This window comes from Thermosinus carboxydivorans Nor1, from assembly GCF_000169155.1.
Taxonomy (GTDB): Bacteria; Bacillota; Negativicutes; order Sporomusales; family Thermosinaceae; genus Thermosinus; species Thermosinus carboxydivorans.
This window is the reverse complement of sequence record NZ_AAWL01000001.1, coordinates 243,657-255,635: the sequence shown is the minus strand read 5'-3', so window position 1 is coordinate 255,635 and position 11,979 is coordinate 243,657. Positions and strand designations below refer to the sequence as shown.

14 protein-coding genes are annotated in these 11,979 nt (G+C 52.2%); 10 read left to right on the top strand and 4 right to left on the bottom strand.

All coding sequences use genetic code 11. The annotated features are described in order from the left end of the window. The first annotated feature begins 118 nt into the window (after window positions 1-118). Window positions 119-361: an AbrB/MazE/SpoVT family DNA-binding domain-containing protein gene (locus tag TCARDRAFT_RS01105; RefSeq protein ID WP_007288157.1), complete on the top strand. Its 243-nt coding sequence runs from the start codon at window positions 119-121 to the stop codon at window positions 359-361. After that, a complete protein-coding gene (locus TCARDRAFT_RS15400; RefSeq protein WP_156784613.1) occupies window positions 348-488 on the top strand; it encodes a PIN domain-containing protein in 141 nt (46 codons plus the stop codon). Before TCARDRAFT_RS01105 ends, TCARDRAFT_RS15400 begins: the two co-directional genes overlap by 14 nt. 153 nt (window positions 489-641) lie before the next feature. Here TCARDRAFT_RS15400 and TCARDRAFT_RS01100 read toward each other — a convergent pair whose 3' ends face one another. The 4 genes from TCARDRAFT_RS01100 to TCARDRAFT_RS01085 form a co-directional block, all read right to left on the bottom strand. Next, window positions 642-962 (bottom strand): type II toxin-antitoxin system PemK/MazF family toxin, encoded by a 321-nt coding sequence (locus TCARDRAFT_RS01100; protein ID WP_040682882.1) that lies wholly within the window; start codon window positions 960-962, stop codon window positions 642-644. Then, entirely contained in the window at window positions 955-1,215 is a 261-nt protein-coding gene (locus TCARDRAFT_RS01095; protein WP_007288251.1) for an AbrB/MazE/SpoVT family DNA-binding domain-containing protein, read from the bottom strand. Before TCARDRAFT_RS01095 ends, TCARDRAFT_RS01100 begins: the two co-directional genes overlap by 8 nt. Window positions 1,216-1,438: 223 nt before the next feature. Continuing rightward, entirely contained in the window at window positions 1,439-2,020 is a 582-nt protein-coding gene (locus TCARDRAFT_RS01090; RefSeq protein ID WP_040682881.1) for a DUF1847 domain-containing protein, read from the bottom strand. Window positions 2,021-2,110: 90 nt separating this feature from the next. Beyond that, on the bottom strand, window positions 2,111-2,953 hold the full coding sequence (locus TCARDRAFT_RS01085) for an aldehyde ferredoxin oxidoreductase C-terminal domain-containing protein (RefSeq protein ID WP_269635003.1): 843 nt from the start codon (window positions 2,951-2,953) through the stop codon (window positions 2,111-2,113). Between the two features lie 352 nt (window positions 2,954-3,305). Here TCARDRAFT_RS01085 and TCARDRAFT_RS01080 point away from each other — a divergent pair, with 352 nt between their 5' ends. The 8 genes from TCARDRAFT_RS01080 (at window position 3,306) to TCARDRAFT_RS01040 (ending at window position 11,948) form a co-directional block, all read left to right on the top strand. Then, window positions 3,306-3,908 (top strand): Uma2 family endonuclease, encoded by a 603-nt coding sequence (locus TCARDRAFT_RS01080; RefSeq protein WP_007288154.1) that lies wholly within the window; start codon window positions 3,306-3,308, stop codon window positions 3,906-3,908. A 26-nt stretch (window positions 3,909-3,934) separates the two neighbouring features. Continuing rightward, window positions 3,935-4,261 (top strand): nucleotidyltransferase family protein, encoded by a 327-nt coding sequence (locus tag TCARDRAFT_RS01075; RefSeq protein ID WP_007288153.1) that lies wholly within the window; start codon window positions 3,935-3,937, stop codon window positions 4,259-4,261. Further along, window positions 4,231-4,632, top strand: a complete 402-nt coding sequence (locus TCARDRAFT_RS01070; protein WP_007288152.1) for an HI0074 family nucleotidyltransferase substrate-binding subunit — start codon at window positions 4,231-4,233, stop codon at window positions 4,630-4,632. The genes TCARDRAFT_RS01075 and TCARDRAFT_RS01070 overlap by 31 nt, the downstream gene beginning before the upstream one ends. 72 nt (window positions 4,633-4,704) lie before the next feature. Next, window positions 4,705-5,352: a nucleotide exchange factor GrpE gene (gene grpE, locus TCARDRAFT_RS01065; RefSeq protein WP_007288151.1), complete on the top strand. Its 648-nt coding sequence runs from the start codon at window positions 4,705-4,707 to the stop codon at window positions 5,350-5,352. After that, window positions 5,345-7,189, top strand: coding sequence for an Hsp70 family protein (locus TCARDRAFT_RS01060; protein ID WP_007288150.1), 1,845 nt, complete (start codon window positions 5,345-5,347; stop codon window positions 7,187-7,189). The genes grpE and TCARDRAFT_RS01060 overlap by 8 nt, the downstream gene beginning before the upstream one ends. A gap of 2 nt (window positions 7,190-7,191) precedes the next feature. Further along, a complete protein-coding gene (locus tag TCARDRAFT_RS14470) occupies window positions 7,192-8,523 on the top strand; it encodes a DnaJ domain-containing protein (protein WP_007288149.1) in 1,332 nt (443 codons plus the stop codon). A 401-nt stretch (window positions 8,524-8,924) separates the two neighbouring features. Then, window positions 8,925-10,307, top strand: a complete 1,383-nt coding sequence (locus tag TCARDRAFT_RS01050; protein ID WP_007288148.1) for a mannose-1-phosphate guanylyltransferase/mannose-6-phosphate isomerase — start codon at window positions 8,925-8,927, stop codon at window positions 10,305-10,307. Window positions 10,308-10,583: 276 nt separating this feature from the next. Further along, window positions 10,584-11,948 carry a phosphohexomutase domain-containing protein gene (locus TCARDRAFT_RS01040; RefSeq protein WP_007288147.1) on the top strand — a complete coding sequence of 455 codons (1,365 nt, stop codon included), beginning with the start codon at window positions 10,584-10,586 and terminating at the stop codon, window positions 11,946-11,948. Window positions 11,949-11,979 lie beyond the last annotated feature (31 nt).

Genomic DNA, 11,979 nt, shown 5'->3' with positions numbered 1-11,979 from the left:
GCTTAAATTATAGCATAACCAGGAGAATTTTCAAATCGCCATTCATCCCCCGATTAAAATCAGGGGCATTCTGGCGGAGATTTTGTAAAACCAGGACTGCTTATAGGAGGTGGCTGTTATGTTTCTTGCTAAAATATCGGGAAAGGGTCAGCTTACATTGCCGAGCGAGATTAGGCGAAAATATAAAATTGACAAAGCAAGCTATGTTCGTATTATCCAGCTTGAAGACGGCGTTAAACTGGTTCCGGTTAGTCAAGGAGGGATAGCTTCTTTGAAGGGTGTTGTTAAGGTGGACGGTGAACAGGATTTTAAGGCCATTCGTAAACAGGTGATGGAGGCCCGTAATAATGAATATCATTGATGCCAATGTTATCGATTGGTCGGATGCGTTTACAGCCAGCCAAATGATAAATCGAGGAATTGCTGAGATATATTCATTTGATAAGCACTTCGATCGAATTGCTAATATTACTAGAGTTGAGCCATGAGAACTTTTAGGTCAAGCCAAATTCCTTGCCGCTCTCAAGGACAAATAAAGAATCTGTGTTCTTTAAGACTACCCAGAGAACACCCAACGACACCAATAGCCCTCAATAAATAAATAGACTTCTATACTAATAGAAGCCTAATAGATACCAATTTTAATCCACAAGATATTCCTTAATGATTGATTTAATTGTTTGTATCTCTACATTACTCAAGCGACCTACCTTATTACAGAAGCGAGTTTTATCTAATGCCCTCATTTGGTCTAAAGCGACAAACCCTGTTACATTCTTTACTTTAACTTTACAGCGCGTGGGTAGCCCTAAGTCGGTGCTTGTTATAGGGGCAGAAATGACCGTCAGAAAATGCTTATTTGCTTCAGTCGGTGAAAGTATCACACAAGGACGGACTTTATTCATTTCGCCACCTTTGGTCGGGTTTAGGTCTACCCAATATACACTATATTGTTCATACATTGGTAGACTTCTCCTCCAGCATGTCGAGGTCTATTGTGTCATCATAAATAACATGGTCATCTTCATGTACTCTTGAGACCGCTTTCTTAAAGGCTTCTTCCCAGCCCTGACGAGGAGCGCGGGCAGGTGTCAGTATGATTTTATTACCGTCCACCTTAATTACAACCTTCTTGTCTATTCCGCATTGTTTTAACAAACTGGCAGGTAGGCGGATACCTTTGGAATTACCTATTCTGATTATATCGATTTCCATATTAACCTCCCGATGTAATTATATTGTAATTACATTATATCGGGTCATTTAGTACTCTGCAAGAGTATTTATTTTAATAATCTTATGGTCAAACTAGAGGGTCAGGAAATATGCGAGACGGCCGAACAGTGCCGTCTTTTTTGGGGTGTCAGAGGGACGGTTCTGGTGACAATGGTAAAATTTACCATTGTCACCAGAACCGTCCCTCTGACACACGGCCCTATCAATCTGCCAAGCCCAAACGCTTGTTGCGCCAATAACCGGCATAAATGGCGCCAAGCGGATTATGGGACAACAACCGGTCCTTAGCTACTAATGCCGATACCGGTGCCGCCGAGTGGCGGTTGAAGATCATGTCATGGCCAACGCACAAGCCGACGGTGAAGTTTAGTTCGGTACCGGCGTCGTTGAGTATTTTGGCCTGGATAGCGGGATTGCACATGGCTTCAAACCGGTCGGCTTGAATTTGTTCCAAACCAAACCGCTGCTTATCGATACCGCATACTTTGCAGCATACCGAATGGACCGTGAAAAACTTTTGGAAATACTTGACAATATATTTGGCCTCATTGGCCAAACCAATGCAAAAAGCTACCCCAATGGTTTTGCAGCCTAGTTCCTGGGCAAACTTGACGCTTTCTTCGAGCCGGGAAAGCTGCATATAATGGCGGCCCTCGATAGCGGCAGCAGCGATCGTTAACCGCATGTCTTGTTCATCATAAACTGCCTCGACATCCGCAATTGACAGTTTTGTACAATTTTGACCGGTGTAGCATTTCTTTTCTTTGCATAACGCACATTGCACTCTTATCCTCTCCTTGTCTATACAATACATTTTTGCTTCCCCTAGCATACCGACATTTCCGGCATCGCTATAGAACTAAGCTAGCTGCCATCAGCCAAGATTTAATTCTTTCAGCTTTTCGGCCGCAGGTACACCATCTTTTGTCCATCCTCTGGCTTGGTAATATTCCTGCAGAACCTCCTGCACCTTATCATAATCAAGTTTTCTCCCCGCAGAAGGACCGCCAGGCAGAGGCTCATGGTAAAACCTTGCCGGGTAAACACTCTGCTGCGGTTTTTCCCCGCATCTTAGATTGAATAACTTTTGCATGTTCCAAGTTCTTTCCCCGGCTAACATGACTTCTGTTTCGGATGTGTCAATTCCCGTTAAAGCAGAAAAAAGTTGCGCGATATATTTAGGGCCAATTGTTTGCAAGACCGGCGGCCTTATACAAATCCCGACGGAATTGAAAACAGAAATTAAATCTTCTGCCCATTTCGACATTTTAGGGATATTAACATTGTCGCCTTCAAAAATCTCGTTCTTCAAATTGCGCGGTATGTCAAGCTTGTTAAATACGTCCTCCCCCAGACCAAATTTCTCATATTTATACTGGTTTGGTTCGGAATTAAATCGCAAGTTTTCGACCGGATTACGATTGCGTAAGTGGTCGCCGCCGCGAATATTGGTAAGATTGCCAAAAGTCCAGGTTGACCAGCGACCCCTCGGATCAGCCATGGGTATTTCCAACCCTTTAACATGCATGGCATAATAACTGGCTCCACTTATCTTTTCCCCGGCACGCATAGTACCTTCGGCCAATAAATCGCCAATCCCCTCTCTGTTGGCGATCAAGTCCAGTAGTCCCAAAACGGCTTGTTCACTGCCCCATTCCAGCTTAAAGCCGATATCTTGTTCTTTTAAAATACCTCTTTGATAAAGCTCTTGTCTGATAAATATGCGAAGTTTATTGTACGCTGTCTAGCAGCAGTTCTCTGTACTCAAAGACAATCAGACCATGTTCTCAAACAACGGAGTAATCTCCAAACCGTCCCTCGGTCTTATTCCTGCAACTTTGAGTATAGCATAAAACTTGGTTTGTGCGGCTGACGTCGTTTTCATCAGTTCTCTGTGTCAAGCATTGTCATGGCTGTTCTGGTGACAATGGTAAATTTTACCATTGTCACCGGAACCGTCCCTCTGACACAGAACCGTCCCTCTGACACACAACTTACCATTTGCTACTTCCCAGAATAAAAGGATATAATAAAAATTAAGGTAATTGTGCGCGAAAGGGGAGATGGGGATGGCATTGGCGGCACCAAAACCTGAGCGGCGCTATACGTATCGCGATTATCTTAAGTGGCATGACAATGAGCGGTGGGAACTTATCGGCGGGGAGGCCTATAGTATGACGCCGGCGCCGTCACGGCGGCATCAAATGTTGGTTGGCAATATTTTTGCCGCGCTGCATGCGTATTTCCGCGACAAAACGTGTGAGGTGTATGTCGCGCCGTTTGACGTGCGGTTGCCGGCGGCGGGTGAGGACCCGGACGAGGCGAGCAATGTGGTGCAGCCGGACATCGTCGTAGTGTGTGACCAGGCGAAGCTGGATGATCGGGGCTGTCTAGGGGCACCGGATTTGGTCGTGGAAGTGGTGTCGCCTGGTACCGCGAAAAAGGATATGGCTGAAAAACTAGAGCTATACGAACAAGCGGGCGTGAAAGAATACTGGATTGTCCATCCAGGTGACGAGACGGTCATGGTCTTTTGTGCAGGCGAAGATGGCCGTTACGGGCGGCATAAGATGTACGGCAAGGAAGACAAACTAGCGGCAACGATATTTCCAGAGCTTGTCATTGAGCTGGCGGATGTGTTTGTAAAAAGCGGGGACAGGGGGCAGGCTTGATTTATTTGAAAAGAGGTTGGTTAGGAATGGACAAGACCGATGCCAGGGAACAAATATTGGCTATGGTCAAAAAAATAGTGACCGATTGCTTTGCCGGCCAGCCGGTGCGGATTTATCTGTTCGGTTCGTGGGCCCGTGGCGAAGAGCGACGGTCGTCGGACATCGATATCGCGGTTGAACACGATGGCCGCGTGGCCCGCAGTGTTTTTGCTAGTGCTCGCGAAAGGCTCGACGAGGCGCCCGTGCCGTACCGTGTGGATTTGGTTGATCTAGCCGCGTCGGCGCCTGAGCTGGCGGCTAAAGTGAGAGAGGAAGGGATACTGTGGCGAGAATACACCAGCGGCTTGAATTAGCCGCCAGAACCTTGACGCGGCTTGAAGAAACGCTGGCCATCGAGCAGCCGACACTTGTTGAGCGCGATGCCGCCATCCAACGATTTGAATTTACGTTTGAAGCGGTGTGGAAGGCGGCTAAAGACTACCTGTTTACGTTGGAAGGAGTTGATGTAGCGTCACCTAAAGGCGTGATCCGGCATTGCCGGGAAGTAGGCATTTTGACTGATGAAGAAGCCCAAACCGCACTGCTCATGGCCGATGACCGCAATTTAACGGTTCATACTTACAACGAGCCGTTGGCAGTGGCTATTCATAGCCGTCTGCCGGCCTACCGCGCGATTTTGGCAAACTGGCTGGCGCGCATGCAGGAGCGGGTTCTTAAATTGTAAAAAAGCAAAAAAACGGCGCGAATTGTGCCGTTTTTTGCTATAATTAAGGAAAGAAATGAAGGGAAGGTGCCAATGGGTTTATTTTTTTGGCGTAAGAATAAAGACGATGTGCAGTACGAACAACTGGCGGGGCAATTAGCGGCGATCCAATACGCTTTGACCAATTTAAGCGAGCAGTTGTCAGCCGATGCCGACAAGCGGCAGGATATAAGCGATCAACTTGCCAAACTGGCCCGGTTGCAATATAAATCAAGCCAGGAAATAACCGGCAGGCTGGCCGATGTGGACCAGCGCCTGGCAGCACTGGCGGCCGCCCAGGCCGAAACCGTGGTGCGGGAGGAAACAGTACAGTCACTTGTTTGGCAGCGGCAATACTTAGTTGATATATTATTGCAGCAACTTGACGAATTGGATCGGGCCTGCGCCGGACTAAACGGCGAAGCGGCTGCTGCCTGGCGTGACCTATTGGCGGCCTGGGCCGAGCGGCTGGTGGCCGCGCTGGCGGCGGTCGGCCTTTATGAGCTAAACGTCACCGGCCAGACATTTGATCCGGAGGTAGCCATTGCGGTCGGCAGCATCCGCCGCCAACAGCCAACGCAAAATGCCGTGCCATATGAAGTGGCCGAGGTCGTCAGGCGTGGGTTTTGCGACGGCGCCGGCCAGGTGGTGCGCAAGGCGGAAGTAATTACCTATCAGGAGGGAGAAAGGGCACATGACTAGTTATGCGCGACCGATTGTAGGCATTGACCTGGGGACAACCAACTCGGCGGTTGCTTACATTAATAATGGCAAACCGGAGATTATCCCATCGCCGCAGGGACAGCGCATCATCCCCTCGGTGGTCATGATCGGCCTGGACGGCAAAGTGCATGTCGGCGAAACGGCCCGGGCGGCGCAGATTGCTATGCCTGACCGGGTCGTCGCTGCCGTTAAGCGCAAAATGGGTTCGACCGAGCCGGTCACCATGGCTGGGCAGCAGTTTTTACCCCAAGAAATCTCGGCAATGATCTTGCGTGAACTCAAAAGTTATGTCGATGCTAAATTTGGACCCGGCGAAAAAGAGGCGGTCATCACCGTCCCGGCCTATTTTACCGATGAACAGCGCCGGGCGACCAAACAGGCCGGTGAACTGGCCGGCTTTATCGTCGAGCGGATTATCAACGAGCCGACGGCGGCGGCCATGGCATTTGGCCTGGAGCGGCTGGAGGAAGATAAGCACATCCTGGTGTATGACCTGGGCGGCGGCACGTTTGACGTGTCGATTGTGGAAATGATGAGCGGTATTTTGGAAGTAAAGGCTTCGGCCGGCAACAACCATTTGGGCGGGGAGGATTTTGACTGGCGGCTGGCCGAGTGGTTGGCCGACAAAATTCGTAAAGCTCATGGCGTCAACCCTATGAAGGATTTGCGGGCCAAAAGCCTGCTCAAAGAACAGGCCGAGCGCATTAAAAAAGAATTATCGACCGTCGACAAAGTCGAAATCCACCTGCCGCTAGTCACCATGAAAGATGATCAGCCGGTCGGCCTGTCGACCACCATAACCCGCCGCGAGTTTGTCGCCCTCATCGACGACCTGCTGGCGGAAACGATTGACTGCGTGCGGCAGGTATTGGCCGATGCCGGCCTTACTCCCGGCGACATTCACGACGTGCTGCTGGTCGGCGGTTCGACTCGTATTCCCCGGGTGCGGGAGCTGATTACTGAATTTTTCAAAAAGGAGCCGCGCTGCGATATTCATCCGGATGAAGCCGTGGCGCTGGGGGCGGCGGTGCAGGCCGGGCTTAAGGCAGGGATACTAGCCGACAGCGGCATGGTTGTTACCGATGTCGCACCATTTTCGCTAGGCATTGCCGTCGTTGGCAATTACAATGGTGAAGAGCGCAGTGGCGTATTTCACGCGATCATTCCCCGCAACACCACCGTGCCGGTGACGCGGACCCATCGCTTTTACACCGCCGCACCGGGCCAGACCGAAGCGGAGATTGAGATTTATCAAGGCGAACACAAGTTAGTTAAACATAACCACTTTTTGGGCAAGTTCCGCCTGAAGGGCATTCCCCCCAACTGGGAAGAAAGCCAGCCAATAGACGTCACCTATCGCTATAACCTCAATGGTATCCTGGAGGTTACCGCCAAATGCGTGGCAAATAGCAAAGAGGCCAGCCTGACCGTGCACGATGCGCTGCAGCGCGACTCGGAAGAAGCATTCCGCCAGAGTTTGGACAAGCTGCAGGCGTTGTATGACCAGGCCACGGCCGCTGAGAATGAGACAGGCGCTGACGATAACGAGGACGACGAGGATTTTGACGATTTGGTACAAGAGCTTTACGACGATCCGGCAGAATACACATATGATAAATTGCATCATCAAATTAAGCGGCTCCTTCTGCGGGTGCAGGTATTTAGCCGGGATTGTGATGAGCTGACCAAGCGTAAACTTAAGAAACTGGAAGAGAAACTGGTGCAGACCGATGCTAGTGGTGATCTTGAGGCAATGCAGCAGGTGATTGACGAAGTGACCGATGCGCTCATTGAATTTGAGCTGCGGGAGGAATAAGAATGGCGAGGCAAGAAAGCCTGTTTTGGGACGAAAGTTACGGTGAAGAAATTGAACGAAAGGCGGCATCAAAAACCAAGCCCCAGCTTAGGCGCCGCAAAAAAGCCAAACGCGAGGTAGAGGACTATTACGCGCTGCTTGGCGTTGACGCCGCTGCCAATCCGGCAGCGCTCAAACGCGCCTACATTGCCAAAACCAAAGAATTTCCGCCGGAAACCCATCCGGAAGAGTTTCAGAAAATCCGTGCGGCCTACGAAACGCTGCGCGATCCGGCCAAGCGCAAGGAACATGACATCCTCCTCCGGTACGGGGAAACGATCGAGGACTTGCTGCGCGAGGCGACCAGCAAGCCGACAATTACCCGTAATGCCATAACTTTGCTCAAGCGGGCGGTGACTATCGATCCTGATCACCGGGGGGCCCGCCTCGCCTTGGCGTATGCGTATTTTGCTACCGGCCGGCTGGCAGAAGGGTGCGGGCAGTTTTACTATATGCGCCGCCGTGCCCAGCCCGAGGAGCTGCCCGCTTTATGGCGCGACCTGATAAAAATGCTGGTGCAGACCAGGTGGGAAGACGAAGCGCTGGCTGAGGCCAAACGGTTTTTGGCAACGTATCCGCGAGAGGCGTGCGCGGCGTGGGATGTGCTTTATGATGCATATGAAACGCTTGGTGAAGGTGACGATCTAATAGTAACGATTGAAAAGATAATTAGCGAACAAAAACCGCCGACGCCGGACGACATAATACTGTACGTTGCCTGGATCCAGGTGGCGGACGCGGTCGATTGGCGCGATCGAGTGATACGCGCTACCAAAGAAGCGCGCAAGTTTATTAAGTCATTCTCCGCGCGTGAAGATTTGAGCCGCATCGCCGCAATTTTGCGGAAAGAAAGCGAAAAATGTTATAACGACAACGATTTTGACACCGCGAAGATATTGATCGATCTGGCACTGGTTGCTGACAAAAGCGATACTGAGAGCAAAGAGTTGTCGCAGCGCTTGGTAACAATAAGTAGCCTCCTGCGCGAAATCGAGTTAGCTCAGCATGATCGAAAAATTTTCCCGCCGCTTATTGGTTTGGCGATGCGGTGGTTAAATGAAGAATTTGACTTTTTTGACGAAGAGATTGACGATGTAATAGACAACATGCTTGATGAGGCGGAAGAAACACTGATGGATTTTGGCGGGATTGGCGGTTATTATGCTGCCGGGGTCAAATATCTCAAGAAAAAATATCCTGCCTTATACAAGCATTTTGAGCAGCGCTGGCAAGACCTTATAAAAGAAAAAACCGCCAACCTCAACCGTGATGAACGCCGCAGCTTCTATTTCTAATTTGTTTCAATTTACTAATAACCAGACCGGTATTTCCCTAACTTGTATTATTTTAACTAATCTCGCGCGACAACTGTCGCGCTTGAATTTATATTATAGAACCACAGAGGACGCGGAGCGTATTTTTACTTTAGCGCGATGAAATCGCGCTCTCTGCGCTCTCCGCGGTTGAATAACTATTTTCATGTTTTTGTGGTGCCAATTATTGGCATGATTATCTTTGCGTCCTTCGTGGTTTTACACTTTTCAGGAGTAGACGGCAGTGTTTATGCCGTCTTTTTTGGTGTGCGGGGCTATAGAAAATTTTGGGGTGGAAGGAAAAGGACGTTTTTTCCCGAATTTTTGTTTATAAATACTAATTTTGGCAATAAATGTAGCTGATAAGGAGGAGGAATGCAGGCATGAAGGTCATCATCTTGGCAGGCGGCGGGGGAACGCGTCTGTTTCCTTTGTCTCGTGCCGGTTTCCCCAAGCAGTTTTTGAAACTGGACGGCGGCATGTCGCTGCTGGCGCTGACGGTCAAACGGTTTTTGGCGGTGGCCAGGCCGGCCGACATCGTAGTCGTGACTAATAAAGACTATGTCCATCATGTTAGGTCTGAGCTGGCGGCCGCTGGTGCATCAGACGCCCATGTCGTCCTGGAACCGGCGGCACGCAACACGGCGCCGGCGATCGCCCTGGCGGCGCGGTATTGTGCGGACGAGCTGGGGGCGCAGCCGGACGAGGTGCTGTTTGTCACGCCGTCCGACCACATTGTCCGGCCGGTCGAAATCTTTGGCCGGAGCGTCCGGCAGGCGGCCGAGCTGGCGGCGGCCGGGCGCATCGTGACGTTCGGCGTAAAGCCGGACAAGCCGGAAACAGGCTATGGCTACATCCAGGCCGGAGCCAAGCTCGGCGCAGGGTTTGTAGTAGACTCGTTCAAGGAAAAACCGGATAAAGCCACGGCGGAAAAGTATCTGGCCGCAGGCAACTACTACTGGAACTCCGGCATGTTCGCCTTTACCGTCGGCTGTCTAATGGACGAGCTGAAGGCCTGTCAGCCGGATGTATACGAGCTGGCGGCGCGCCCGTTTGGCGAGGTGTTGGCGCACTTTGCCGACATGCCCGATATTTCCATCGACTATGCGGTGGCGGAAAAGTCCAAGAAAGTGGCGGTCATCCCTTTTACCGGCTACTGGAACGACATCGGCTCCTGGGACGCCATTTACGAGGTCCTGGACAAGGACGCCGACGGCAACGCCGTGAAGGGCGACTGTCTGGCGCTGGACTGCGCAAGTTCGCTGCTCATGGGGCACAGCCGGCTGATTGCCGGCATCGGCCTGGAGGACGTGCTGGTGGTCGAAACCGATGACGTTATCCTTGTCGCCAAAAAAGGCGAGTCGCAGAAAGTCAAGGACCTGGTGGCCGAGCTCAAGGCCCGGGGGCGGCGCGAGGCCCAGGAACATACCACCGTCTACCGGCCGTGGGGCAGCTACACCGTGCTGGGCGAGGGGCCCGGCTACAAACTGAAGAAAATTGTCGTCAACCCCGGCCACCGCCTCAGCCTGCAGATGCACTACCACCGCAGCGAGCACTGGATCGTGATCGGCGGCACGGCCAAAGTGACTATCGGCGACACTGAGCAGATGGTGCATGAGAACGAGAGCGTGTTTGTGCCTCAGTCGACCAAGCACCGCCTGGAAAACCCGGGCCGCATCCCACTCGAGCTGATCGAGGTGCAGAACGGGAAATACCTGGAAGAGGACGATATTGTCCGGTTCGAGGACATTTACGGGAGAATGTAAAATTGACCGCAAAGATATTCATGCCAATAATTGGCACCACAAAGCATGAAAACCGTTATTCAACCACGGAGGGCACAGAGGCGCGATATTCATCGCGCGAAGAATTGAATAAAAATTTTCTCCGTGTCCTCCGCGGTTCTTTATTCCATGTTTTGAAGTTTAAGGTTTTTCGTGGAGGACACGGAGGCGCAATGTTAATTGCGTTAAAGCAAGTATCCTTAAATAAAATTCTCCGCGCGCTCTGTGGTTAAAAATATTAATAAGGAGGTAGTGGTTATGGAAATCACGACAGCAGCATTTAAAGCATATGATATCCGGGGGCGGGTACCGGCCGAGCTCAACGAGGAGCTGGCTTACCGCATCGGCCGGGCGTTTGTCGAACAATTCGGTGCCCGCCAAGTGGTCGTCGGCCGCGACGTGCGGCTGTCCGGACCGATGCTTCGTGATGCGCTGGTGCGCGGCCTTACCGACGGCGGCTGTAGCGTCGTCGACATTGGCGTGTGCGGCACCGAGATGGTCTACTTCGCCACCGCCCACCTCAAGGTGGACGGTGGCATCATGATCACCGCCAGCCACAATCCCCAGGACTACAACGGCATGAAGCTGGTGCGCGAAGGCGCCCGCCCCATCAGCGGTGACAGCGGGCTCAAAGAACTGGCCGCCCGCGTCGGCGCGGGCCAATTCGCGCCGCCGGCCGACGTGCGCGGCACGGTCACGGCCCATGACATTCTGCCCGCGTACGTCGAGCACCTGCTCACATATATCGACCGTAGCGCCTTAAAGCCGCTCAAAGTAGTGGTCAACGCTGGCAACGGCTGTGCCGGCCCCATCATCGACGCACTGGAAAAGCACTTGCCGTTTGAGTTTATCAAGGTCAACCACGAGCCGGACGGTACTTTCCCCAACGGCATTCCTAATCCGCTGCTGGTGGAAAACCGGGCGGCCACCGCCGACGTCGTCCGGCGGACGGGCGCCGACGTAGGCATTGCCTGGGACGGCGACTTTGATCGCTGCTTCTTGTTCGACGAGAAAGGCGAGTTCATCGAGGGCTATTATCTTGTCGGCTTTTTGGCCCAGGCCATGCTTAAGCGCTATCCCGGGGCCAAAATTATCCACGACCCGCGCCTTACCTGGAACACGATCGAGCTTGTCCGCGCCGCCGGCGGCATCCCGGTGATGACCAAGACCGGTCACGCCTTCATGAAAGAGCGGCTGCGGGCTGAAGACGCCGTCTACGGCGGCGAGATGTCGGCCCACCACTACTTCAAGGACTTTGCCTACTGCGACAGCGGCATGATTCCTTGGCTGCTGGTGCTGGAGATCATGTGCCGGGATGGGCGGCCGCTATCAGAGCTGATGGCTGAGCGTATGGCCTGCTACCCGGTAAGCGGCGAGATCAACCGGGAAGTGGCTGACGGGGCCGCGGTGGTGCGGGCACTGGAAGCCAAATACGCGCCAGGCGCGCTCGTCGTCGACCATACCGACGGCCTGAGCGTCGAGTACGCGAATTGGCGGTTCAACGTGCGTATGTCCAACACCGAACCGCTCCTTCGGCTCAACGTCGAAACCCGCTGCGACCGTGAACTGCTCGCGGAAAAGACGGAGGAACTCTTGGCGTTTATTGATGGGATTAAATTTTAAACCACAGAGGACACAGAGGCGCGATATACAT

Coding starts and splice junctions, on each gene's coding strand:
- TCARDRAFT_RS01105 (WP_007288157.1), top strand. CDS start 119: ATGTTTCTTGCTAAAATATCGGGAAAGGGTCAGCTTACATTGCCGAGC.
- TCARDRAFT_RS15400 (WP_156784613.1), top strand. CDS start 348: ATGAATATCATTGATGCCAATGTTATCGATTGGTCGGATGCGTTTACA.
- TCARDRAFT_RS01100 (WP_040682882.1), bottom strand. CDS start 962: ATGTATGAACAATATAGTGTATATTGGGTAGACCTAAACCCGACCAAA.
- TCARDRAFT_RS01095 (WP_007288251.1), bottom strand. CDS start 1,215: ATGGAAATCGATATAATCAGAATAGGTAATTCCAAAGGTATCCGCCTA.
- TCARDRAFT_RS01080 (WP_007288154.1), top strand. CDS start 3,306: ATGGCATTGGCGGCACCAAAACCTGAGCGGCGCTATACGTATCGCGAT.
- TCARDRAFT_RS01075 (WP_007288153.1), top strand. CDS start 3,935: ATGGACAAGACCGATGCCAGGGAACAAATATTGGCTATGGTCAAAAAA.
- grpE (WP_007288151.1), top strand. CDS start 4,705: ATGGGTTTATTTTTTTGGCGTAAGAATAAAGACGATGTGCAGTACGAA.
- TCARDRAFT_RS01060 (WP_007288150.1), top strand. CDS start 5,345: ATGACTAGTTATGCGCGACCGATTGTAGGCATTGACCTGGGGACAACC.
- TCARDRAFT_RS14470 (WP_007288149.1), top strand. CDS start 7,192: ATGGCGAGGCAAGAAAGCCTGTTTTGGGACGAAAGTTACGGTGAAGAA.
- TCARDRAFT_RS01050 (WP_007288148.1), top strand. CDS start 8,925: ATGAAGGTCATCATCTTGGCAGGCGGCGGGGGAACGCGTCTGTTTCCT.
- TCARDRAFT_RS01040 (WP_007288147.1), top strand. CDS start 10,584: ATGGAAATCACGACAGCAGCATTTAAAGCATATGATATCCGGGGGCGG.